We start from the raw sequence: 23,047 nt of genomic DNA, 5'->3' as shown, positions 1-23,047 counted from the left end.
GCTATGACCGCATTGGTTCCACGATGTGGGCGGGTAATTTGCGCCTGTCCCCGGGGCGCGCGGCCGTTACCGCGCTAGACCGCGTCCGCGTCGGAATTGTGCCGGTAATACGGGATCTGCTCCGGTGTCAGCGGCGTGTTCCCCATGATCAGGTCGGCTGCCTTCTCCGCGATCATCATGGTCGGCGCGTATATGTTCCCGTTGGTGACATAGGGCATGACCGACGCGTCGACGACGCGGAGCCCGGACACCCCGTGCACGGCGAGGGATTCCGGATCGGTCACAGAAAGCGGGCCGGTGCCCATGGCACAGGTGCAGGACGGGTGCAGCGCGGTCTCCGCGTCTCTTGCCACCCAGTCGAGCACCTCCCGCTCCGCGGACACCCCGGGGCCCGGGGACAGCTCGCCGGCGTTGAACTCGTCGAACGCCGGCTGGTTGAGGATCTTCCGCGCGATTGCGATGGCCTCGGTCCACTCCGAGCGGTCGGTCGGCGTGGACAGGTAGTTGAACCGCAGCGCGGGCTTGGCGAACGGGTCGTCGGACACCAGCTTCACCGTGCCGCGCGAGTCGGAGTACATCGGCCCGATGTGCACCTGGTAGCCGTGCCCGCCGGCCGGCGAGGACCCGTCATAGCGGACCGCGATCGGCAGGAAGTGGAACATCAGGTTGGGGTAGCTGACCTTGTCGTTCGAGCGGGCGAAGCCGCCCGCCTCGAAGTGATTGGTGGCGCCGGGCCCGGAGCGCGCGACGGCCCAGCGCAGCGCCACGCCTGGCCGGTTGCGCCACTTCAGCGCGGGGGCCACGGAGACCGGCAGCTTCGACCCGTACTGCACGTACACCTCCAGGTGGTCCTGGAGGTTCTCGCCGACACCCGGCAGGTCCGCCACCACGGGGATGCCGAGCCTGGCGAGCTCGGTGGCGTTGCCGACGCCGGAAAGCTGGAGCAGTTGCGGCGAGCCGAATGCGCCACCGCATACGATCACCTCGCCGCCGTGGGCCTGGCGCGGCGCGGAGCCGCCCGCCGCCGCGCCCGCGGGCCCGGCCAGCACGAATTCCACCCCGGTCGCGCGCGTGCCGGAGAACAGGATCCGGGTGGTGTGCGCCCTGGTGACCACCCGCAGGTTGGGCCGGGACATGGCCGGGTGCAGGTAGGCGCGCGCCGCCGACAGCCGCCGTCCGTGGGAGATGTTCCTGTCGAATGCGGCGAACCCCTCCTGCCGGTACCCGTTGACGTCGTCCGTGAGCTGGTACCCGGCCTGCTGCACCGCCTCGAACCAGGCACCGAACAGCGGGTTGGTGGCCGGACCGCGCTCGAGCACGAGCGGGCCGGCTGTGCCGCGGAACGCCTCGCTCGGCGTGCCCGGCGCGGCCAGGCAGTTCTCCATCCGCTTGAAGTACGGCAGGCAGTGCGCGTAGTCCCAGGACGACATGCCCGCGTCCGCGGCCCACCGCTCGTAGTCGAGCGGGTTGCCGCGCTGGAAGATCATCCCGTTGATCGACGACGAGCCGCCGAGGACCTTGCCGCGGGCGTGGTAGATGCGCCGCCCGTTGAGGAACGGCTCGGGCTCCGATGAGTACTGCCAGTCGTAGAACCGGGACCCGATCGGGAAGGTGAGGGCCGCGGGCATGTGGATGAACGGGTCCCAGACGTAGTCGGGACGGCCTGCCTCGAGCACGAGCACCCGGGTGGTCGGATCGGCCGACAGTCGCGCCGCGAGCGCGCTGCCCGCGGAACCGCCGCCGACGATGATGTAATCGAACTGCTCAGCTGCCACCAGAACTCCGTCTACTCCGTCGCTGCTTGCAGGCTTTCCCTGACCGTGGCGGTCATGGCATGGTCCGGTCCCAGGTACCGCTCGCAGTCCGCGAGCGCGTGCCGCATCACCGTGATGCCGTCGGGCATCCGGCCGCCCTCGTAGTAGGCGGCGGCCAGGTTGCACCGGGCGGTCAGCGTGTCCAGGTCGCCGGGGCCGAGGGCACGCTCGCTGTCGGCGACCACCGCCTCGTAGGTCGCCACCGCCTCGCGCATCCGGCGCGCGACCTGGTAGGCGGCGGCGAGCAACGCGCGGGAGGCGAGCGTGTCGCGGTGATCGGCGCCGAAGATGCGCTCTCTGTCGGCCACCACCCGTTCGTAGTGCGGTATCGCCTCCCGCAGCTTTCCGGCGCTGCGATAGGCGTAGCCGAGGCTCCCGCGCGCCGCGATCGTGTCGGGGTGGTCGGCGCCGAACTGCTGCTCCCGGCCTGCCAGCACCCGCTCGTACTCGGCGATCGCTTCCTTGTTCTTGCCCGCTGCCCGGTAGGCGCCGGCCAGGGCGGCCCTGGTGGCCAGGATGCCGAGCGCGGTCGGCGCGCCCGCCGCGTCCGCGCCGGGTCCGGCCGGCTGCGTGCCGTCGGTCGCCGCTGCCTCGCGTTCCTGGGCGGCCAGCGTGCGCTCGAAGGCGCTGATCGCCTCCTTGTTCCGGCCGGCCCCCAGGTAGGCGGCCGCCAGGCTGGCACGGGCGGACAGCGTGTCACGGTGCGCCGGGCCGAGTTCGCGCTCGGCGTCGGTGACCGCCCGCTCGTACAGCCGGACGCTGTCGCCGCGCCGTCCCGCCATCTCATAGGACTCGGCGAGCTTGAGCCGCACCGCGAGCGTCTCCCGGTGCGCCGGCCCGAACAGCCGCTCCCGCGCCGCCAGCACCTGCTCGTACAGTTCGATCGCCTCGGACTCGCGTCCGGCGGCGTGCAGCGCGTTCGCGACGGTGAGCCGCGCGGTGACCGTCTCTGGGTGATGCGGCCCGTAGGTCGCCTCCCGGTCGCCGAGTGCCGCCTCGAAGACCGGCAGCGCCTCGGAGAGCCGCCCGGAGGCGGCGTAGGCGTCGGCGAGCCGCTCCCGCGAGAGCAGCGACTGCGCGTGGCCGGGCCCGAGCAGTTGCGCGCTGGTGGCGCCGAGGGCCTGCCAGTACCCGATGGCGGCGTCGGCGAGCGCCGGGGCCTCGCTGAGCGATATCCCGGCCCGCACGAGCAGCGGGTGCGCCTCCGGTTTCCACAGCATGTCGCCCGCGAAGGCGCGTAGCGCGGCCGCGTTGTCCCGCAGCGCCTGGCTGAGCTGGGGGCCGCCGCCGGGCGAGCCAGCCTCGGGCCAGGCCTCAAGCAGGCCGTTCGCCGCCGCGCTGACCACCTGCTCGACGTTGCCTGGCGCCAGGTAGGCGCGGACGAGGGACCGCACCGCTGAGTGCAGCCAGACCGTCCGCACCGGGCTCGCGTTGTCCACGCTGAGCAGCCCGAGTCGCTCAAGGCTCGCGTACGCGGTGCGCACCAGGTTCAGCTCGCCGCCGCGCTGCGGTCCGCCCTGCTGCCCGGTGATGTAGCCGGCCGCGGCAGGCGCGGTCAGCACGCCGGCCGGGATTCCCCCGGTGTCGAGCACCGAGGCGAAGACCAGCGCCGGCCAGGCCAGCCCGGCCGGGCCGAGCTGATGCGCGTGCTCGACGGCGAGCGACCAGGTGGCGAGCAGCGCGGGCGGGCAGCCGTCGACCTGTGTGCCCGCCGTGCCCTGCATCCGCTGCGCGAACTCGGCCCGGTAGTCACGGCAGGTGGTCTGCGTCGCCATGACCACCGCGGCGGCCTGGGAGAGCGCGATCGGCAGCCCGCCGACGTCCTCGGCCAGGTCGAGCGCCTCGATGCGCTGGTCGGGATACCCGGTAAGCCGTGCGTTGAGGTAGCCGAGCGCCTCCCGCCTGCTGAATCCAGGTACGGGGTACGCGGTGACGCCGGCCGCCGAGCCGACGGAGCCGAGTTCCTGCTCACGCAGCCTGCTGGTGACGACGACCTGGCCGGCCGGGCCTTGCGGCCACAGGCCGTCGAGTTCGACGGGGGAGGCGACGCCGTCGAGCATGACCGCCCACCGCCGGTCGGTCCGTTGCAGCCAGGACAGGAACCGCTGCGCGATCGCGTCGGCGGTGAGTTCGTAGGCCTCGGCGCTCGTCAGCAGGTCCAGGTCCGCCGCCGCCTGCGCGTAGCCGCCCACAACCGAGGCGCGGCTGCCCGCGGAGACCCAGACAAGCAGGTCGACGGCGCGCGCCGACCACATCGCGTGCGCGAACCCGACCGCTAGCTGCGTCTTGCCCGTGCCCCCGACGCCAAGCATCGAGGGAATGAGCAGGATGGTCTCACCCGGTCGCAGCCCGTCCGCCAGCCCGAAGCCCGTTTCCTGGCGTGCGTGGAAGAACTCGGCCAGGGGCGGAACGGACCCGGAGAGGACCGGTGCCACGGCGCGTTGAGCACCCATGTTCGCTGTCCCTCCCCACACGCAAAGCGGTGTCAGGGGGCATTTTACGATCGGGGCGCCATGGAAAGTCGCATGTCGCGGCAGAAAATGCGGCAAATACCGAAAGAGTCCGGGCGCCCACTCACCGCATCGGGAGAACGCTTTATAGATAAATCTGTAACAGCGTCATGCCGAGCGTCGCCCGCAGCGCAGGATGATCCGCCACCACGGTGGCCGATCCCGGTGCCACCTCGGTGAACCCGCCGTCGGTGACCACCGGCAGCCCGCTGGCAATCAACTCTCCCCAGCGGCCCGGGTCCGCGACCCGCACGGCCAGGGCGAAGTCCCGGTCCCGCCATTCGGAACGGGCGCGTGACGACAGCCCCCACCAGGCGAGCTGAGCCCCGTGCCCGGCCTGCGCCATGGCCTTGCCCGCCGTGATGGGCAGCCCGGGATTCATCCAGAGCACGGGCATGTCCGCGGCCGGCGCGTCCGGCGGCTCCTGGTCATCAAAGTCGGTTCCTGACACCTGGAGCCTGGCCAGGTCGGCGGGCCAGTCGTCCACCGGCACCGGCGGGTAGACGCGGACCTCCGCGGTTCGCTGCGTGACGGTGATTCCCGGTAGCGCGCCCGCCCGGTCCCATCCCGCGCCGCGTGCCCGCCTGACGACCTTCCTGATCCGCGCGTCCTCCCAGGCACGCGCCGCGGCGAACCACTCGCCGTCCTCGTCCGCGACCCGCGGATCGGACAGGAACGCAAGCACGGCACGCGCGGCGGCCTCGAGCGCGTCGGTCCGCGCCGGAGGCGCCGCCCGCTCCACCCGGATCACCAGCGGCAGCGCATACTGCCGCCCCTCATCCCTGCTCGCGTCCTGCATCGCCGCGGGGGCCTCGCCCGGCCCTGACTGCTCATCCGTCACCGTTCAAGCATGTCAGCCATGCCTGCGTGCCCCGTACCGCGCCGCCGCCGGCCGGCGGTGCCGCTAGCGGGGCGGCGGCTCCGGGCAAGTAGAGAGCGACCAGGCGCGGGATCAGCCACCCGCGCCGCGCGATCAGCCACCCGCGCCGCGCGATCAGCCGGGCCGCCGGGCGAGCCCCGGCAGCTCCGCGCGTTCCGGTTCCAGCTCCTCGACGCCGACTTCCAGCCCGGATTCGGACCGCCCGGCGTCGGACTTGCCCGCGACGGCGATCTTCCCGGCCTCGGTCTGCGCGTCGCCGCGCCACGGCTTGCGCCGCGCCAGCCAGTACGCGCCCCAGGCGAGCGCGGCACCGCACAGCGTCCAGCCGAGCGCCGTGGTGCCCATGCCCGCGTACTTGAGCCCGGAGGCGAAGATCACGAAGGTGATCACCGGCCTGATGTAGCGGTCGGGCGCCCGCGAGGACAGGAACGAGCCGACAAGCACCGCGGGCACCGACCCGATGATGACCGCCGTGGTCAGCCCGAACTGCACATGCCCGAACAGCAGCGCGCCGAGCGCCGCCGCGGCGGTCAGCGGCACCGCCTGGGTGAGGTCGGTGCCGACGAGGCGCCCCGCCGCGAGTGCCGGGTAGGTGAACAGCAGCAGCACGATCATCAGGGAGCCGGAACCGACCGAGGTCATCCCGACCACGATCCCGCCGATGGCGCCGATCGCGATCGAGGCGAGCGGCCGCACCCGTATCGCCTCGATGGCCTGCGTGCGCGCCTGGCCTGACCGCCGGTCGAGCCAGTAGCGAAGCAGCATCGCCGCCGTGCCGGCGAGCAGCGCGGCGCCGAGCGCTCTCTCCACGTTCAGCTGCTGCGCCTCACCGCCGCCGAGCACGTGCAGCAGGTAGGAGCCGAGGAACGCCATCGGGACGGAACCCGCGCACATCCAGGCGACGAGCCGGTAGTTCACGGTTCCCCTGCGCATGTGCACCAGCGAGCCGACCGGCCGCATCACCACGGCGGCGACCAGGTCGCTGGAGATCGCCGCGCTCGGCTTGACGTTGAACAGCAGGATCAGCATCGGGGTCATCAGCGCCCCGCCGCCCGCCCCGGTGAGCCCGACGAGCAGCCCGACGACCGCGCTGCCCAGGACCACATAGGGGTTGAGGTCCACCGTGCCTCCTCTGATCTGCTGACCTGCCACCGGCAGGAAGCTCCGCGCCCCGCCCGGCGCCCGAACTCCCTACCTTCCCGATGGCAAATATATCCCTTGTAAACAGATCGTAAAAATGTAACGTCCCTCACGCCCCCGCCCTGCTGGCCCTGAGCCGGAAGAGGCGTGCGCACGCATGCAATAGCCATGCCGGGACGCCGTTGGCAAGGTCGGGCCGCTGGCTCGCCCCCGGACGCCGCTGGCCTACGCCGGGACGGACACCTCGTCGGAGGAGTCGGCGAGCACCGCGGCCGCGACCGCCGGAATAGCAGGCGCGCTGAGCGCGGCCGTGTTGGCGGCGGCGAAGTCCAGGTAGCGCCGGATCTCGGCGGTCCGCCGCCGGCGGCTCCAGCCGAGCAGGCCGCCCATGATCGCCGCCACCTCGGGTGCGGCGGACGCGCCGGCGTCCGAGGACTCGATGAGCAGCCGGACCCGGCGGGCGAGCACGTCCTCCACGTGCAGCGCGCCCTCGTGGGTGACCGCGTGGCTCACCTCGGCGCGCAGGTAGGGATACCCGTCGACCAGTGGCCGCCTGAGGCCGCGGTCGGCGCGGATCGCGTCGAGGATCTCGCTCGCCGCCGACCCGTACCGCGCGATCAGGTGCTCGATGGCGGCAAGAGGCACCGCGTAGTCCTCCGCGAGCCGGCGTGCGGAGGCGAGGATGGCGGGCAGCCCGTCGGCGCCGAGCAGCGGAAGCTGCCCGGTCACCGACGGCGAGACCTGCCCGGGCAGGCCCTCGACTGCCGCGTCGACCACGTCGCGCGCCATCAGCCGGTAGGTGGTGAACTTCCCGCCCGCGATCGAGGTGAGCCCGGGCAACGGGCTGTCCACGACATGCTCGCGCGACAGTTTGGTCGTCGGCTTCTCCCCGTTGCCTGCCTTGTCGTTGGCCGGCTTGTCGGGCTCGGCCACCAGCGGGCGCAGTCCCGCGTAAACGGCGAGCACGTCGCCGCGGGTCAGCGGCGTGGCGAGCACCCGGTTCGCCTCGCCGAGTATGTAGTCGACGTCCTCGGCGGTAGCAGTGGGCTCGGCCCGGTCGCCCGACCAGTCTGTGTCGGTCGTCCCGACGATCCACCGCGAGCCCCACGGGATGAAGAACAGCACGCTCTTGCTCGTCCGCACGATCATCCCGGTCTCGGCGTCAATGGCCGACCTGGGCATCACCAGGTGCACGCCCTTGGACATCCGCACCTGGTAGCCGGCCCGGACGCCGCTGGCCGAGTGGACAAGATCCGACCAGACGCCGGCGCACACGATCACCCGGGAGGCATGCACGTCGAAGTCCCAGCCGCTTTCCTCGTCCCGCACCGTCGCGCCGGTCACCCGCGCGCCGTCACGCAGCAGCGAGATGGCGGTCGCCCTGGTGACCACGAGCGCTCCGTACCTGGAGGCGGTCCGCGCCACGGTCACCGTGTAGCGCGCGTCGTCCACCTGGGCGTCGTAGTAGACCATCGCGCCGGCCAGCCGGTCCGGCCGCAGCGCGGGCGCCCGGCGCAGCGCGCCGCGGGTGGTGAGGTGCCGGTGGTGCGGCACCGGCCGCCTGGTGCCCTCCATCGCGTCGTACAGCACGAGCCCGGCGCCTACATAGGGCCGCTCCACAACCTTCCTGTACAGCGGATAGAGGAACGGCACCGGGCGCACCAGGTGCGGCGCGAGCCTGCTAACCAGCAGGTCGCGCTCGCGCAGCGCCTCCCTGACCAGCTTGAAGTCGCCCTGCTCCAGGTAGCGCAGCCCGCCGTGGATCAGCTTCGACGACCGCGACGAGGTGCCGGCCGCCAGGTCGCGCGATTCGACGAGGCCGACCCGCAGCCCGCGCGAGGCCGCGTCGAGTGCCGCACCCGCCCCGGTGATGCCGCCGCCGATCACAAGCACGTCGAGCGGCTCCGCTGCCATCTTGCGCAGCGACTCATCGCGAACGCGGGCGTCAAGTACACCGGGCATGGACGACTGCTCCCTCCCAGGCCCCGCTGTGAGCCCTGTCATCCATGGTAAGTACCCAAACCAACCGGTTACTGACGGGTAAGCCAACGCGGCATGAAACGAGTAGGCGAAGCTAGCCCCCGGCCTGCAACTCGATCAGGTTGAGCCGCTCGCCTCGCCCGTCCTCACGCAGCAGCACCGCGGCGGCGGCTAGCCCGGTGATCACGAGCGCCGCGCTGACCGCGAATCCGGCGTGAAAGCCGCTGGTCAGCGCGTCGGGCGCGGCGTGACCGGCGGCCGCCGCGCGGGCCGACACGCCGGCGGTGATCGTCGCGATCACCGCGAGGCCGAGCGCGCCGCCGAGTTGCCTGCTCACGTTGAGCAGCGCGGAAGCCACCCCGTGCCTGGCGGCCTCCACTCCGGACATCGCCGCGACGGAGGTGGGCACGATCACCAGGCCGGCCCCGAGCCCGACCACGACCGTGGGCACGATGATGTCGGTCAGCAGGTGACCGGTGGCGGGCACCCGGGCGAGCAGGAACAGCCCTGCGACGCTGATCGCGGAGCCGGCGACCGACGTGAGCCGTATCCCGGCGAGGGTCACGAGCGCAGGCGCCACCCCGGCCGCGACCAGGATCGACGAACCGAACGGCAGGTACGCGAGCCCGGTGCGGAGCGCCGAATAGTGCAGCACCTGCTGCATGTAAAGCGTCGTGGCGTAGAAGACCGCGAACATCGCGCTGCCGAGCAGTGTGGAGACTACGTTGGCGCCGGCGACGGAGCGGTTGCGCAACAACGACAGCGGCAGCAGCGGATCGGCCGCCACTCGCCACTCGTGCAGCACGAAGTAGCCGAGCAGCACCGCCGCGGCGCACAGCAGCCCGATGGTCCGCCCCGAGCCCCACGCGTGGGTGCCCGTCTGCGCCACGGCATAGGCGAGCACGCTCGCCCCCGCCGTCACGCTTACCGCGCCGCCCAGGTCGAAGCTACGCAGGCCGCGCAGGCCGGAACCTGGATCAGCGGGCAGCACCCGCAGCGCCGCGGCGATCACCAGCGCGCCGAGCGGCAGGTTGACGAGGAAGACCCAGCGCCACCCCGCCGCCGTGACGAGGACGCCGCCGATCACCAGGCCCAGCGTGGCGGCGCCCGCCGTCACCGCGCCCCAGATGCCGAACGCCCGGTTCCGCGCGGGCCCAGGCGGGAAGACCGAGCCGAGCATCGCGAACGTCATCGGCACCACGAACGCGGCCGCCAGACCCTCCAGGGCCCGCGTCGCGATCATCACCTGCGCGGAAGGCGCCAGCGCCGATCCGGCCGACGCCACCGTGAACAACGCCGTCCCGGCCACCAGCACCCGGCGTCGCCCCGCCAGGTCCCCGGTCCGCCCGCCGAGCAGCAGGAACCCGCCGAACGGCACCATGTACGCGTCGACCATCCAGGCGAGTCCGCCCTCGGAGAAGCCGAGCGCGGACTTGATCGCGGGCATCGCCACGTTGACCACGGTCACATCGATGGAGTCGAGCAGCGCCGCCATGCACAGCACGACAAGCGCCACCGTGTGCCGCCGGCTCCACAAGAACCCGGGGACGGCCCCGCCGCCCGCATCCGCCGCCCCAGCCCCATGGCCGGCGCCAGCCGACCGGCCACCCGAATCACTTACTGATCGATTAGTAAGTCGCCTCATGATTCCCGACCCTAATCCACTTACTAACCAATCAGCAAGTACCCGCGGGACAGAAGTACACTGCCGCATGTGAGCCCGGTCGACACCAAGCAACGCATCCTGGAGATCGCCGCCGAGCTGTTCGCCCGCAAGGGCTACACAGGCACCACGATCGCCGACATCGCGGGCGAGCTCGGCACCACCACGGCCGCGCTTTACTACCACTTCCCGTCCAAGCAGGCGATACTGGTGGGCCTGCTCGCCGGCCCGATCGGCGGCTACAACCGGCTGCTTGACGGACTCGACTCCGGCGAGTCCACCCCGCAGGACTTGCTCAGCGCGATCATCGACATCTGCGCCGACTCCCGCGAGCTCGCCACCATCTTCGACCGTGACCCCACCGCGCTCGCCATGATCGACAGCCAGCTCCCGCGCTCTTCCGCCGAGATGACCGCGCAGACGGTCGCCGCGCTAGCCGGTCCCGATCCCAGCCGTGCCGCGCTGATCAGGGCGAACGCGGCGCTCGCCGGGGCCAAGGCCGCCACCATCGCCGCCCTCGACCTGAGCGGCGGGGTGCTGCTCGAGGCCGACCGCGCCGAGGTCCTCGCGGCGGCACTTCGTTCCCTAGCCGAGCCTGTCAAATCAACAACATGATCCCGAACGGTTGCGGCTGACTCTCCCACCGCCCATGAACCCTTCTATGCAGAGGAGGCCCCAGTGGCCGACTTCGTCGGTGCCGTGGACCAGGGCACGACAAGCACCCGGTTCATGGTCTTCGACCACGGCGGTAACGAGGTCGCCAGGCATCAGCTCGAACATCAGCAGATCCTGCCGCGGGCCGGCTGGGTGGAACACGATCCGCTGGAGATCTGGGAGCGGACCAGGACAGTGATCGCGGCCGCGCTCAACGGGGCCGGCCTGTCCACGGACGACCTCGCCGCGATCGGCATCACCAACCAGCGGGAGACCACCGTCGTATGGGACCGCCGCACCGGCGTGCCGTACGCCAACGCGATCGTCTGGCAGGACACCAGGACCGATCAGATCGCCTCGGCGCTGGAGAAGAGCGGCGCGGGCGAGGTGATCAGGCGCAAGGCGGGCCTGCCGCCCGCCACCTACTTCTCCGGCGGCAAGCTCCGCTGGCTGCTGGACAACGACGAGAAGCTGCGCGCGGACGCGGAGCGCGGCGACGCCCTGTTCGGCACGGTCGACACCTGGCTGCTGTGGAACCTGACCGGCGGTCCGGCCGGGGGAGCGCACGTCACGGACGTGACCAACGCCAGCAGGACGATGCTGATGGACCTGCGCACCCTCGACTGGGACGACGAGCTGTGCGCGATCTTCGGTGTGCCGCGGGCGATGCTGCCCGCCATCAGGCCGTCGGTCCACCAGTACGGCGTCGTCGCGCGCGGCGGCCTGCCGAGCACGGGCACCCGGGGCAGCGGCGAGCTTCCGATCGGCGGCGTGCTAGGCGACCAGCACGCGGCCACCATGGGCCAGGTCTGCTTCGCGCCAGGAGAGGCGAAGAACACCTACGGCACCGGCAACTTCCTGGTGCTCAACACCGGCACCGACCTGTTCGCCTCCACGTCCGGACTGCTGACGACAGTCGCCTACCAGCTCGGCGGCGCGAGCCCCGTCTACGCACTCGAGGGCTCGGTGGCCGTCACCGGCGCCGCGGTGCAGTGGCTGCGCGACCAGCTCGGCATCATCAGCGGCGCGGCGCAGAGCGAGAGCTTGGCTCGGCAAGTCGACGACACGGCCGGGCTCTACTTCGTCCCCGCGTTCTCCGGCCTGTTCGCACCCTACTGGCGGGCCGACGCCCGCGGCGCGATCGTGGGCCTGTCCCGCTTCCACAACAACGCGCACCTGGCCAGGGCCACCCTGGAGGCGATCTGCTACCAGACAAGAGACGTGGTGGACGCGATGGCCGCCGACTCCGGTGTCACACTCGACGTGCTCAAGGTGGACGGCGGCGTCACCGCGAACGACCTGTGCATGCAGCTTCAGGCGGACATACTCGGCGTGCCGGTGAGCCGGCCTGTGGTGGCGGAGACCACCGCGCTCGGCGCCGCCTACGCGGCGGGCCTGTCGGCCGGCTTCTGGCGCGACACCACGGAACTGCGCGCCAACTGGCGTGAGGCGCGCCGCTGGGAGCCCACCTGGAGTGAGGACCGCCGCGCGGGCGGCTACGCCGGCTGGAAGAAGGCGGTGGATCGCACCCTGGACTGGGTAGACGTCGGTTAATGTCTGCCTGGTATCAGCGGGACGAAGCGGAGGGAGCGATCCGTCGTGGTGAGCGTGCGTGAGGGTGCGGCCGTCGAGCCGGTCGGCGACGTGGTGGCGGAACTCGGCGAGGGCCCGTACTGGGTGCCGGAGGACGACTGCCTGCTCTGGGTCGACATCCCGCGCGGCGAACTGCACCGCACCTACTTCCCGTCGCGCGAGACGCTCACCGTCGATCTCGGCGCGGTCTCCGCGGCCTTCCCCGCGCTCGGCGGCGGCATCCTCACAGCGGGCGGCAGCAGGCTGGTGCTGCACCTTCCCGCGGAACGCGGGGAGAAGTGGACGTCACGAACGATCGGCGAGGTGCCCGCACGGGAGGGCGTGCGCTTCAACGACGCCGCGGTCGACCCGGCAGGCCGGGTGTGGGTCGGCTCCATGCACATCGATGAGACTGACCCGCTCGGCGAGCTGCTCCGCCTCGACCCGGGCGGCGAGCTGACCACGGTCGTCAAGGGCGTGACGATCTCCAACGGGATCAGCTGGTCGCCGGACGGCGGGCGGATGTACTACGTCGACTCGCCGACCCGCCGGGTGGACGTGTTCGACTACGACCCCGCGACAGGCGAGGCGTTCCAGCGCCGCGTCTTCTGTGACGTGTCCGCCTTCCCCGGCGTGCCCGACGGCCTGACCGTGGACGCCGACGGCTACATCTGGGTCGCCATGCACGGCGGCAGCGCGCTGCTGCGCATCACGTCGGACGGCGAACGCGACGCCGTTCTCGAGCTTCCGGTGTCCATGCCCACCAGCTGCGCCTTCGGCGGCCCAGGGATGAGCGACCTCTACGTCACCACCGCGAGCAGGGGCCTGAACGAGGCAGGACGCGCCGCCGAGCCGCTAGCCGGCCGCCTGCTCCGCCTCCACCCCGGCCCGGCCGGCCTCCCCTCGACCACCACCTACGCCACCCTCCCCGCCTAAACGGCCCTCGGCCCCTGCCCGCCTAAGACGGCCCTGGGCCCCCGCCCGCCTGAAACAGCCCCCGGCCGAAGCCGACGCCGCAGGGTGACGGCGTCGCCGGCCAGGGCGGTCAGCAGAATGCCCGGACCCGCCAGCCGCATGACGGCTCGTTCCGGCGTTGCCCGATCGGCGGCGTCGCCGCCGGTCACATCGGTGCCAGGATCGGCACCCTCGCCCGCGAGCAGCAGCGACCCGACCGCTCGGTGCCCGGCGAGCATCGCGGGCCCGAGCGCCACCGGGTCGGTCCCTGACACCGACAGCGACTGCCGCAAGAGCGACCGCCCCGCATAGGTCACCTGCAGCACCGTCCGCGCGGACCCGCCCGCCTCGCCATGCCGCCCGAGCAGCAGCTCGTCGCGGAGCACAAGCGACGCGCCCTCGGCAAGCGCCGCCGACACCAGCGTCGCGTGCCGCGCCCCCGCGCTGACCACGAGAGGCTCGGGCAGGTACTCAAGCCGTCCGCCGGCCGCGACAGTCACCGATACCCGCAGCACCGACTCGCGCCCGTCCAGCCCGGGCAGCGCGATCGACGCCGCCGCGGTCCGCAGCCGCAGGAAGGCGCCGGCGCCCACCGCGATGCGCAAGTCGAGCTCGTCACCGCCGATCGGCCCGGCCGCCCCGCCAACCAGGTAAACCGCCGACGGCGTGCGCCGCAGCACGAGCGGCGCCTGCGAGCGAAGCACCGGCAGCCGGGTCGCCCCGCCAGGTCCGGCGATCGCCTCAACGGACGCCGACGCGGTCACCCGGTTCCGCGGGGGCAGGTCCGTCGGCCCCGCCCCCTTGGTTGCCGCGGTCGCTGAGAGAGTCACCTGGCACCCGTTCCGGCTAGTGCATGGCGGGCTTGCCGACGGCGGCCCGCACCCACGCGGCGACCTCGGCGGCGAGCGGGTCTTCGCGCAGCGACGTGAACATCACCGGCCGCCCGTCGCGCACCGCGTCCGCGTCGCGGGACATCACGGCGAGCGACGCGCCGACCATCGGCGCCAGGTCGGTCTTGTTGATCACCAGCAGGTCGGAGAAGGTGACGCCTGGACCGCCCTTGCGCGGCACCTTGTCGCCGCCGGACACGTCGAGCACGAAGATCTGCAGGTCTGCCAGCCCCCGCGAGAACGTGGCGGTGAGGTTGTCGCCGCCGCTTTCCACGAGCACCAGGTCGAGCGGCCAGAAGCTCGCCTCCAGATCCTCGACCGCGTCCAGGTTCGCCGCGATGTCGTCGCGGATCGCGGTGTGCGGGCAGCATCCCGTCCGCACCGGAATGATCCGCTCCAGGTCGAGCACGCCCGCCCGGCGCAGGAAGTCCGCGTCCTCGGTGGTGTAGATGTCGTTCGTCACCACGGCAAGCGCGATGTCGTCGCGCAGCGCCCGGCACAGCGCCGCGACGAGCGCGGTCTTGCCGGAACCGACGGGACCGCCGATCCCGATCCGCAGCGCCCGCCCCGCGCGCGGCGGCGCGGCGTGCGCGTCGGTGCTGTGGTCATGCGGGCCGTATTCGCGGTCATGGTCGTCGTGCGTCCCGTGGACGTGGTCAGGACTCAAAGAGCCGCACCTCCGCTCCGATATGCGTTTGGGCAAGCAGGTCAAGGGCCGGCGCGGACGGGCAGGGCAGGTCGGCTGGCGGCAGGCCGGCGTAGCCGGCGCCGTGGGTCGCGATCGACTCGATGTCCGCACTGAGCCGCGCGAGCACCCCGGTCGCCCGCATCGGATCCAGGGCGAGCAGCCGCACCGCGGCGCTGACCGGCCCGGCCACCGCCTGGTAGGCCGCGATCCGCGCCGCCTCGGCAGGCGTGCACCCGGCCGCCGCCGCGGCCGCCCCGAGCACCACCGCGTGATGCGGGCCGCCCCGGAACTCCCGCCGCCCGGCCAGCCGCTGGCTACCGCTGCTCCCGACGGCCGCGCCAGCCCCTCGCGTGCTCTGCACGGCGGCGGCGACCTGCGCGAGCCCCCGCGCCTCCGGCCAGGCAACCCGCGCCGCCCGCAGCAGCGCCCGCCCTTGCCGCCGCGAGGCCTCCCGTTGTGCCGGGGCCGGGGTCCGCGCGCTGGTCTCCGCGTCGAGCAGTTCCCAGTAATCATCATCCCGAACGGGTGCGGCTGACTCCCCGTCCGTCGCGCCCGCCCGCGAGCACGCGAAAGCGGCGATGGCGGCCGAGACGAGCCCCGCCGTGCGCAGCCGTCCGCGCAGGAACGCCTCAAGGGTCACCAGATTCGTCACGCTGCCCGCCGTCACGGCGGGCTCGACGCCTCCCGAGTGCGCGTGCCCGCCAGCCGGGAACCGTGAGTCGCCCAGGAGCAGCGAGGCGACGCTCATCGCCCGCTCCCGCCGCCAGCGCGAGATAGTGGATAGTTCTCCACACCCGGATGGCGGCAACTATCCACTATCTTCCGGGCCCCAGGCCAGGACGGCACACGTGCGGGAGGCAGGCGAAGCTCGGACATGGCTCAGAACAGGAAGTAGCGCTGCGCCATAGGCAGCTCAGCGACGGGGGCGGCCTCGACGACCTCGCCGTCGATGCGGACGGTGAACGTGTCGGGATCCACCCGGATGTCCGGCAGCGCGTCGTTGTTGACCAGGTCGGCCTTGCCGCGCGCGGACACGTCGGCGACCGGGACCAGTTCGCGTGCCAGGCCGAGCCGTTCGGCGAGCCCCGCCTCGAGCGCCGCGGGGGAGACGAACGACAGCGACGTCTTCGCGGGCACCCGCCCGTAGGCGCCCCACATCGGCCGGGGCAGCACCGGCTGCGGCGTCGGGATCGACGCGTTGGCGTCGCCCATCGCGGCCCACGCGACGAACCCGCCCTTGATGACCGCGTGCGGCCGCACACCGAAGAACGCGGGGTGCCACAGCACCAGGTCGGCCAGCTTCCCCGGCTCGACCGAGCCGATCTGGCCGTCAAGCCCGTGCGCGATCGCCGGGCAGATCGTGTATTTGGCGACGTACCGCCTGGCCCGCGCGTTGTCCGCGCCGCGCGTTCCGCCGGAGTCGGAAGCGACGGACCCGTAGCCGGACAGGGCGCCGCGCCGCAGCTTCATCACGTGCGCCGTCTGCCAGGTGCGCAGCACCACCTCGCCGATCCGGCCCATCGCCTGCGAGTCCGAGCCGATCATCGAGATCGCGCCCATGTCGTGCAGGATGTCCTCGGCCGCGATCGTGGACGGCCTGATCCGCGACTCGGCGAACGCCAGGTCCTCGGGGACGGCGGGGTTCAGGTGGTGGCAGACCATGAGCATGTCGAGGTGCTCGTCGACCGTGTTCACCGTGTGCGGCCTGGTCGGGTTGGTCGACGACGGCAGCACGTTGGGCGACGAGGCCACGGTGATGATGTCCGGTGCGTGCCCGCCGCCCGCGCCCTCGGTGTGGTACGCGTGGATCGGCCGGCCACCGATCGCCCGCAGCGTGTCCTCGACGAAGCCGGCCTCGTTGAGCGTGTCGGTGTGGATGGCGGTCTGCACGCCGGCGGCCACCGAGACGCGCAGGCACGCGTCGATGGCGGCGGGCGTGGTGCCCCAGTCCTCGTGCAGCTTGAACCCGGCCGCGCCGGCCACAAGCTGCTCCCACAGCGCCGCTTCCGACACCGTGTTGCCCTTGCCGAGCAGCACGATGTTCACCGGCCAGGCGTCGGTCGCCTCGAGCATCCTGGCGAGGTGCCACGCGCCGGGGGTGACCGTGGTCGCCTTGGTGCCCTCGGCCGGGCCGGTACCGCCGCCGATCAGCGTTGTGATGCCGCCGCCGAGTGCCTCGGGCAGCTGCGTCGGCGAGATCATGTGCACGTGGCAGTCGATGCCGCCGGCGGTCAGGATCAGCCCGTTGCCCGCCATGATCTCCGTCGACGGGCCGATCACCAGGCCGGGGTGTACCCCGTCCATGATGTCGGGGTTTCCCGCCTTGCCTATCGCGGTGATCCGGCCGTCGCGCACGCCGACGTCGGCCTTGACGATGCCCCAGTGGTCGAGAATGACCGCGCCGGTGATGACCAGGTCGGGCGCGCCCTCGGCGCGGGTGGTGAGCGCCTGGCCCATCGACTCACGGATCACCTTGCCGCCGCCGAACACCGCCTCGTCGCCGCCCGCGCACAGGTCCCGCTCCACCTCGATGAGCAGCGCGGTGTCGGCGAGCCTGATCCGGTCGCCGGCGGTGGGACCGTAAAGCAGCGCATACCGCTCGCGGTTCAGTTCGCTCACTGGCCCTCCTCCGCGCCGGACGCCTCATCGCCGGAACGCTGCCCGCCGTCCGCGAACCGCCGCCCGCCGGTCTGCAGCCCTGGCACCGCACGCCGCCCGGCCAGCGGCACCAGCGACACCTCGCGCTCGACGCCAGGCTCGAACCGCACCGCGGTGCCGGCCGGCACGTTCAGCCGGTGCCCCCACGCGAGATCCCTGTCGAACAGCAGTGCCGCGTTCGCCTGAGCGAAGTGAAAGTGCGATCCAACCTGGACCGGCCGGTCGCCGGTGTTGGCCACGACGAGCGTCAGCACCGGCCGTCCCGCGTTCAGCGTGACATCGCCCTCGCCCGGCAGGATCTCGCCAGGGATGATGTAAGCGGAGCTCACGGGATCGGCTCGTGCACGGTGACGAGCTTGGTCCCGTCGGGGAACGTCGCCTCGACCTGGACCTCGGTCAGCATCTCCGGCACCCCGTCCATCACGTCGTCTCTGGTGAGCACCGTCCGCCCGGCGCTCATCAGCTCCACCACGGTCCGCCCGTCGCGCGCGCCCTCCAGCAGGTACGACGTGATGAGCGCGACCGCCTCCGGGTAGTTCAGCCGCAGCCCGCGCGCCCGCCGTTCCCGCGCAAGCCCCGCCGCGACGTGAATGAGCAGGCGTTCCTGCTCATGCGGGGAAATCAGCATGCCTGCACGATAACCCCGCGGGTAACTCCGCTCGTTACGCCCGCATGACGAATTGTCACGTCCTGTTTCGCGCCTACGAGCGGGGGTCGCCGCCCCATTCGGTCCACGGGTCGTAGTCGACCTCGAGTGGCTCCTGGGGCGGGCGCTGCTCCTCGGGCACGTGCTCCAGGTTGAGCCGGATCCTGGTCCAGGTGGACGACCGGCCGCGCATCGCGTCCACCAGGACATCGGCAGGCTCGAGCAGCGGCCAGACGTCCGAGTGGCGCGCCTTCCAGCGGTCCAGGCCCTCCATGGCCTCGGCCTTGCTCTTGGCGCGGGCGACCTCGATGAGCGGCTTCGTCGATTTGCGCCGGCCGGTCGGGCTGATCGACGGCACCTCGTCGGCGGACCCGGCGGACCCGGCGGACCCGGCCGAAGCGCCGCCGCCCCCGGCCCGGACCGGCGCGCGGCGCTTCGAGGGCTGGACGCGGGCGTCCTCGCCCTCCTGCTTCTCGTAGTGCGGCGGCCACGGCGCGTCGGGCAGACCCGAGGCCTCGTCCCGCTCCGCCTGCGCAAGCAGTCCGTCGAGCGACCCGACGGCGGAGTCGATGCCCTCCCACGGGTCGCCGATCCGCGCGAACCGCGCGGGCACCGTGTCGATGGTGAATGCGGACGGGTCAACGGAGGGGACCTCATCCCAGTTCAGCGGCGTCGACACGCGCGCGTCGGGCAGCGGCCGCACCGAGTAGGCGGACGCCACGGTGCGGTCCTTGGCGTTCTGGTTGTAGTCGACGAAGACCCCGTGCCGCTCCTCCTTCCACCACTTGGAGGTGGCCAGGTCGGGAACGCGCCGCTCGATCTCGCGGGCCACCGCCACCGCCGACCGCCGCACGTCGGCGAACGACCAGTTCGGCCGGATGCGCGCGTAGATGTGTATGCCGCGCGACCCCGATGTCTTCGCCCAGCCGGTGAGGCCGAAGTCGGAAAGTACCTCGCGGGCGCACAGCGCCACCGCGATGATCTGCGGCCATTCGACACCAGGCACCGGGTCCAGGTCGACCCGCAGCTCGTCGGGGTGGTCGAGGTCGGACGCGAGCACCGGATGCGGGTTGAGGTCGATGCAGCCGAGGTTGGCCACCCAGGCCAGGCCTGCCGCGTCCCGCAGCACCACCTCGTCGGCCGTGCGGCCCGACGGGAACCGCAGTTCAGCGGTCTCGATCCAGGACGGGCGAGACGACGGCGCCCGCTTCTGGAAGAACGCTTCCTCCTCCGCCCCGTTCACGAACCGCTTGAGCGCCATCGGCCGGCCGCCCGCGCCGCGCAGCGCCCCGTCGGCGACTGACACGTAGTACTGGACCAGGTCCAGCTTGGTGTGCCCGGTGCGCGGAAAGTAGACCTTCTGCGGGTTGGAGACCGCCACCTCCCGGCCCGCCACCTCGATCACCATCTTCGGACTCGCCATCAGTGTTAGCCCCATCCGTTCGGAATGCTTAGTTCTTTCCCAGGATTTCCGACAGGCTGTAGCTCACGGGCTCATCGAGCTGATCGAAAGTGCACGAGGCAGGCGTGCGGTCCGGGCGCCAGCGGACGAACTGGGCGGTGTGCCTAAAGCGGCTGCCCTCCATGTGGTCGTAGCGGACCTCGACCACGCGCTCCGGGCGCAGCGGTACGAACGACAGGTCCTTGCCCACGTTCCACCGGCTGTACTCGGAGCCGCGCGGATTGCGGGCACCCTCGCCGGAGGCGGCCGCCGCGACGTGCGCGCCCCAGTCCCAGGGATGGCCCTCGAACGTCGTCACCAGGGGTTCGAGCTCGGCCCGTAGCTCGCGTCGGGTGGCCATCGGGAACGCGCCGATCACGCCGACGCTGGCGAGCTGGCCCGTCGGCTGGTAGAGGCCGAGCAGCAGCGAGCCGATCGCGTCGTCGCCCGTCTTGTGCGGCCGGTAGCCCGCGACAACGCAGTCCGCGGTGCGCTCGTGCTTGATCTTGAACATGACTCGCTTGTCCGGCTCGTACACGCCGGACGGCGACTTGGCGACGAGGCCGTCAAGGCCGGCGCCTTCGAACTGCGTGAACCACTGCTCCGCGACCGAGCTGTCCGCGGTAACCGGCGTGAGGTGTACCGGCGGCCGGGCCGCGCCGAGTGCGGACTCGAGCGCCGCGCGACGCTCGGCGAACGGGCGCTCTGTGTAGTCGTCCGCGCCCAGCGCGAGCAGGTCGAATGCGACGAAGTGGGCGGGCGTCTGCGCGGCGAGCATGCGCACCCGGCTGGCCGCGGGGTGCAGCCGCAGCTGCAGTGCCTCGAAGTCAAGCCGTCCCGCGGCGAAGTCCGGCAGCACGATCTCGCCGTCGATCACGCAGCGCTCCGGCAGGTTGGCGAGCACGGCGTCCACGAGCTCGGGGAAGTACCTGGTCATCGGCCGCTCGTTGCGCGAGCCGATCTCCACCTCGTCGCCGTCGCGGAACACGATCGACCGGAACCCGTCCCACTTGGGCTCGAAGAGGTAATCCCCTGACGGGATCTGCGGCACCGCCTTGGCGAGCATCGGCGCCACCGGGGGCATCACCGGAAGGTCCATGATCACAGACTCGCATACGCGCCACGGCCATGACCCCCCGCACCGGCCAAGCAACGTGCGGGCGCCCGCCCGCACATCGGGGGGTACGGGGGGGCGTCCCCCCGGGAGATACGCGCTTGCTGAGCGCCCGATACGATGGCGATTTGTGCCATCGGGCGCTCAGCAAGCGCCGGTCCAGTCGGCGCTGTGCTTCCACAGCAGCCCGGCGAGCTCGGGGGTGGCCACGTTGCTCGCCTGGCGTGCCGCGCTCTTGTCGTAGTACAGCCCGTTGTCCTGCGCGACCTCCGGCGCGGTGGCACAGTAGACCGACGTGACCGCGCCCTGCTCGACGGTGAGCATCCGCCTGGTGATGAGCGGGCGGGCCAGCCGCGGCACGCGCCGCCAGATGTCGGAGGCGACCACGCCGGGGTGCAGCGCGTAGGCATTGACGTCGCTGTGACGGCGCGCGAGCTCCTGGGTGAACAGCACGTTGCACAGCTTGGAGACCGCGTATTCGCGCATGCCGGTGAACGAGGCAGTGCGCCGTCGCACGGCGGTGAAGTCGATGCCGGGCGCCGAGTAGTGCACCTCGCTCGACACGTTGACGATCCGCGCGTCGGGGCCGCTCGACGACAGCCGGGGGAGCAGCAGCTGGGTGAGCGCGAAGTGGCCGAGGTGGTTCACGCCGAAATGCAGCTCGAACCCGTCCGCGGTGAGGCCGCGCACCCCGCCGACCCCGGCGTTGTTGACAAGCACGTGCAGCGGCTCGCCGGAGTCGAGGAACGCCGCCGCGCAGGCGCGCACCGAGTCGAGCGACGCCAGGTCGAGCGGGAGCAGCCACACCTCGGCCGAGCCGGACTCCGCCTTGATCCGTTCGACCGCCGCCGCACCCGCGGCGGCCGAGCGGCACGCGATGAACACCCGCCCGCCGTCGCGCCCGAGCGCGATCGCCGTGGCCTGGCCAATGCCGGTGTTGCCACCGGTGATGAGGAATGTCCGCCCAGATGTCACGTGCCCATTATCGGGTTATAACGCACTATCCGCCGGCCATCGCGCCGACAACCATGAACGGTTCGCGCCCCGCGGTGATGGCGTCCGCGATCACCGCGGGCAGCGGCGCGTCGGGCGCCTCGTTCGACAGGTCCTCCTCGCACGCGTAGAACCGGACGAACGCGCGCCGCTTGCCGGTCTTGCGGTCCCTGATCGTCCCGCCGAGCACCGGGTACGCCGCCTCGAGCGCGTCCAGCACGCACCGCTGGGTCAGTTCGGTGCCTGCCACCGACAGCAGCACCTCGCCGTGCACGCCGGCCAGGGTCCGCAGGTGAGCGGGGAGCACGACCCGTATCTCGGTCACGGCAATACCTGCACCTCGACCGAGAGCACGGCGGGCAGGTCGCGGACGATCGGCGCCCAGTTGTCGCCGGAGTCGGGTGAGACGTACACCTGGCCGCCCGTGGTGCCGAAGTAGATCCCCGCGTCGTCAAGCGTGTCCATCGACATGGCGTCGCGGTACACGTTGACGTAGCAGTCCTTCTCCGGCAGTCCCGCCGACAGTTCCTCCCACTCATTGCCGCCGACGCGCGACCGCCACACCCGCAGCTTGCCCTCCGGCGGATAGTGCAGGCTGTCGCTGGTGATGGGCACCACGTACAGCGTCTCCTCCTCGTGCGGATGCACCGCGATCGGGAACCCGAAGTCGCTCGGCAGGTTGCCGCTGATCTCGTACCAGTTCTCGCCGGCGTCGTCGGACCGCATCACGTCCCAGTGCTTCTGCATGAACAGCGTGTCCGGCTTGGCGGGGTGCGCCTCCACGTGGTGCACGCAGTGCCCCGCCTCCGCGTCGGGATCCGGGATGCCGTCGGAGAGCAGGCCCTTGTTGATGACCCGCCACGTCTCGCCACCGTCGTCGGAACGGAGGGTGCCCGCCGCCGAGATGCCCACGTAGATCCGCGGCTCCTGCAAGATGATCGTGTGCGGGCACAGGCCGCCCGCGCCCGGCTGCCACGAAGGTCCCGTCGGGTGCTGGCGCAGCCCGGTGAGCTCGGTCCACGACACGCCGCCATCGGTGGACTTGAACAGGGCCGCGTCCTCCGCCCCCGCGTACACGGTGTCCGGGTCGGTCTTCGACGGCTCCAGGTGCCAGATCCGCTTGAACTCCCACGGCTTGGCCGTGCCGTCGTACCACAGGTGCGTGCCCGGGTCGCCGCCCGCGTAGCTGAAGTCGTTGCCCACCGGGTTCCAGCTGAGCCCGCCGTCGTCGGAGCGCTGGATGAGCTGCCCGAACCAGCCGGTGTTCTGCGAGGCGTAGATCCGGTTCGGGTCGGCGGGCGAGCCTTTCAGGTGGTAGATCTCCCACCCGCCGAAGTGCGGGCCGGTGACCGACCACTTCGCCCGCCGTTCGTCCGAGGTCAGCACGAACGCGCCCTTGCGCGTCCCGGCCAGTACTCGTACCTGTGTCATGACGACCGCCTTCCTTTCG

General features: G+C 71.9%; 20 protein-coding genes. 3 read left to right on the top strand and 17 right to left on the bottom strand.

Going from position 1 to position 23,047, the window contains the following annotated elements; all coding sequences use genetic code 11:
- Window positions 1-74: 74 nt before the first annotated feature.
- The 6 genes from betA to EAS64_RS00770 form a co-directional block, all read right to left on the bottom strand.
- On the bottom strand, window positions 75-1,775 hold the full coding sequence (gene betA, locus EAS64_RS00795) for a choline dehydrogenase (RefSeq protein WP_145850791.1): 1,701 nt from the start codon (window positions 1,773-1,775) through the stop codon (window positions 75-77).
- An 11-nt stretch (window positions 1,776-1,786) separates the two neighbouring features.
- On the bottom strand, window positions 1,787-4,267 hold the full coding sequence (locus EAS64_RS00790; RefSeq protein WP_145850790.1) for a tetratricopeptide repeat protein: 2,481 nt from the start codon (window positions 4,265-4,267) through the stop codon (window positions 1,787-1,789).
- A gap of 142 nt (window positions 4,268-4,409) precedes the next feature.
- Window positions 4,410-5,165: an aminoacyl-tRNA hydrolase gene (locus tag EAS64_RS00785; RefSeq protein ID WP_145850789.1), complete on the bottom strand. Its 756-nt coding sequence runs from the start codon at window positions 5,163-5,165 to the stop codon at window positions 4,410-4,412.
- 153 nt (window positions 5,166-5,318) lie between these two features.
- Window positions 5,319-6,326: a sulfite exporter TauE/SafE family protein gene (locus EAS64_RS00780; RefSeq protein ID WP_222848905.1), complete on the bottom strand. Its 1,008-nt coding sequence runs from the start codon at window positions 6,324-6,326 to the stop codon at window positions 5,319-5,321.
- A gap of 243 nt (window positions 6,327-6,569) precedes the next feature.
- The gene (locus EAS64_RS00775) at window positions 6,570-8,306 is read right to left on the bottom strand and encodes a glycerol-3-phosphate dehydrogenase/oxidase (RefSeq protein WP_145850788.1); all 1,737 of its coding nucleotides are present in this window, start codon (window positions 8,304-8,306) and stop codon (window positions 6,570-6,572) included.
- A 112-nt stretch (window positions 8,307-8,418) separates the two neighbouring features.
- Window positions 8,419-9,840: an MFS transporter gene (locus EAS64_RS00770; protein ID WP_187365594.1), complete on the bottom strand. Its 1,422-nt coding sequence runs from the start codon at window positions 9,838-9,840 to the stop codon at window positions 8,419-8,421.
- A gap of 198 nt (window positions 9,841-10,038) precedes the next feature.
- On the opposite strand from EAS64_RS00770, the gene EAS64_RS00765 reads away from it, so the two are divergent.
- From EAS64_RS00765 to EAS64_RS00755, 3 genes are all read left to right on the top strand, one after another.
- Entirely contained in the window at window positions 10,039-10,602 is a 564-nt protein-coding gene (locus EAS64_RS00765; protein WP_145850786.1) for a TetR/AcrR family transcriptional regulator, read from the top strand.
- A 63-nt stretch (window positions 10,603-10,665) separates the two neighbouring features.
- Window positions 10,666-12,195 carry a glycerol kinase GlpK gene (gene glpK, locus EAS64_RS00760; RefSeq protein ID WP_145850785.1) on the top strand — a complete coding sequence of 510 codons (1,530 nt, stop codon included), beginning with the start codon at window positions 10,666-10,668 and terminating at the stop codon, window positions 12,193-12,195.
- Window positions 12,196-12,240: 45 nt separating this feature from the next.
- Window positions 12,241-13,149 carry an SMP-30/gluconolactonase/LRE family protein gene (locus EAS64_RS00755; protein ID WP_222848904.1) on the top strand — a complete coding sequence of 303 codons (909 nt, stop codon included), beginning with the start codon at window positions 12,241-12,243 and terminating at the stop codon, window positions 13,147-13,149.
- Here the strand turns inward: EAS64_RS00755 and EAS64_RS46610 are convergent.
- From EAS64_RS46610 to EAS64_RS00700, 11 genes are all read right to left on the bottom strand, one after another.
- A complete protein-coding gene (locus EAS64_RS46610; RefSeq protein ID WP_281283165.1) occupies window positions 13,146-13,997 on the bottom strand; it encodes an urease accessory protein UreD in 852 nt (283 codons plus the stop codon). The genes EAS64_RS00755 and EAS64_RS46610 overlap by 4 nt on opposite strands.
- A 16-nt stretch (window positions 13,998-14,013) precedes the next feature.
- Window positions 14,014-14,616: an urease accessory protein UreG gene (ureG, locus tag EAS64_RS00745; RefSeq protein WP_145852218.1), complete on the bottom strand. Its 603-nt coding sequence runs from the start codon at window positions 14,614-14,616 to the stop codon at window positions 14,014-14,016.
- A 97-nt stretch (window positions 14,617-14,713) separates the two neighbouring features.
- The gene (locus tag EAS64_RS00740) at window positions 14,714-15,493 is read right to left on the bottom strand and encodes an urease accessory protein UreF (RefSeq protein ID WP_145850784.1); all 780 of its coding nucleotides are present in this window, start codon (window positions 15,491-15,493) and stop codon (window positions 14,714-14,716) included.
- 131 nt (window positions 15,494-15,624) lie between these two features.
- Window positions 15,625-17,364, bottom strand: coding sequence for an urease subunit alpha (locus EAS64_RS00735; protein ID WP_145850783.1), 1,740 nt, complete (start codon window positions 17,362-17,364; stop codon window positions 15,625-15,627).
- Window positions 17,361-17,732 (bottom strand): urease subunit beta, encoded by a 372-nt coding sequence (locus EAS64_RS00730; RefSeq protein ID WP_281283164.1) that lies wholly within the window; start codon window positions 17,730-17,732, stop codon window positions 17,361-17,363. Before EAS64_RS00730 ends, EAS64_RS00735 begins: the two co-directional genes overlap by 4 nt.
- Window positions 17,729-18,031 (bottom strand): urease subunit gamma, encoded by a 303-nt coding sequence (locus tag EAS64_RS00725; protein ID WP_145850782.1) that lies wholly within the window; start codon window positions 18,029-18,031, stop codon window positions 17,729-17,731. The genes EAS64_RS00730 and EAS64_RS00725 overlap by 4 nt, the downstream gene beginning before the upstream one ends.
- Before the next feature lie 73 nt (window positions 18,032-18,104).
- Window positions 18,105-19,472, bottom strand: a complete 1,368-nt coding sequence (locus EAS64_RS00720) for a DNA polymerase domain-containing protein (protein WP_145850781.1) — start codon at window positions 19,470-19,472, stop codon at window positions 18,105-18,107.
- A 28-nt stretch (window positions 19,473-19,500) separates the two neighbouring features.
- Window positions 19,501-20,589, bottom strand: coding sequence for an ATP-dependent DNA ligase (locus EAS64_RS00715; protein WP_145850780.1), 1,089 nt, complete (start codon window positions 20,587-20,589; stop codon window positions 19,501-19,503).
- A 159-nt stretch (window positions 20,590-20,748) separates the two neighbouring features.
- Window positions 20,749-21,579 carry an SDR family oxidoreductase gene (locus EAS64_RS00710; protein ID WP_145850779.1) on the bottom strand — a complete coding sequence of 277 codons (831 nt, stop codon included), beginning with the start codon at window positions 21,577-21,579 and terminating at the stop codon, window positions 20,749-20,751.
- Window positions 21,580-21,604: 25 nt separating this feature from the next.
- Window positions 21,605-21,922, bottom strand: coding sequence for a MoaD/ThiS family protein (locus EAS64_RS00705; RefSeq protein ID WP_246115479.1), 318 nt, complete (start codon window positions 21,920-21,922; stop codon window positions 21,605-21,607).
- Window positions 21,919-23,028 (bottom strand): WD40/YVTN/BNR-like repeat-containing protein, encoded by a 1,110-nt coding sequence (locus EAS64_RS00700; RefSeq protein ID WP_145850778.1) that lies wholly within the window; start codon window positions 23,026-23,028, stop codon window positions 21,919-21,921. Before EAS64_RS00700 ends, EAS64_RS00705 begins: the two co-directional genes overlap by 4 nt.
- Window positions 23,029-23,047: the final 19 nt, after the last annotated feature.

This window comes from Trebonia kvetii (genome assembly GCF_007827045.1).
Taxonomy (GTDB): domain Bacteria; phylum Actinomycetota; class Actinomycetes; order Streptosporangiales; family Streptosporangiaceae; genus Trebonia; species Trebonia kvetii.
The sequence above is the reverse complement of the archived record's forward strand: the minus strand, read 5'-3'. Positions and strand labels throughout refer to the sequence as shown.

What these genes read in the sequence shown, in the direction of transcription:
- EAS64_RS00715 (WP_145850780.1), bottom strand. Translation starts at nt 20,589, where the DNA reads ATGGACCTTCCGGTGATGCCCCCGGTGGCGCCGATGCTCGCCAAGGCG.
- EAS64_RS00725 (WP_145850782.1), bottom strand. Translation starts at nt 18,031, where the DNA reads ATGCTGATTTCCCCGCATGAGCAGGAACGCCTGCTCATTCACGTCGCG.
- EAS64_RS00700 (WP_145850778.1), bottom strand. Translation starts at nt 23,028, where the DNA reads ATGACACAGGTACGAGTACTGGCCGGGACGCGCAAGGGCGCGTTCGTG.
- EAS64_RS00720 (WP_145850781.1), bottom strand. Translation starts at nt 19,472, where the DNA reads ATGGCGAGTCCGAAGATGGTGATCGAGGTGGCGGGCCGGGAGGTGGCG.
- EAS64_RS00775 (WP_145850788.1), bottom strand. Translation starts at nt 8,306, where the DNA reads ATGCCCGGTGTACTTGACGCCCGCGTTCGCGATGAGTCGCTGCGCAAG.
- EAS64_RS00790 (WP_145850790.1), bottom strand. Translation starts at nt 4,267, where the DNA reads ATGGGTGCTCAACGCGCCGTGGCACCGGTCCTCTCCGGGTCCGTTCCG.
- EAS64_RS00740 (WP_145850784.1), bottom strand. Translation starts at nt 15,493, where the DNA reads ATGAGCGTCGCCTCGCTGCTCCTGGGCGACTCACGGTTCCCGGCTGGC.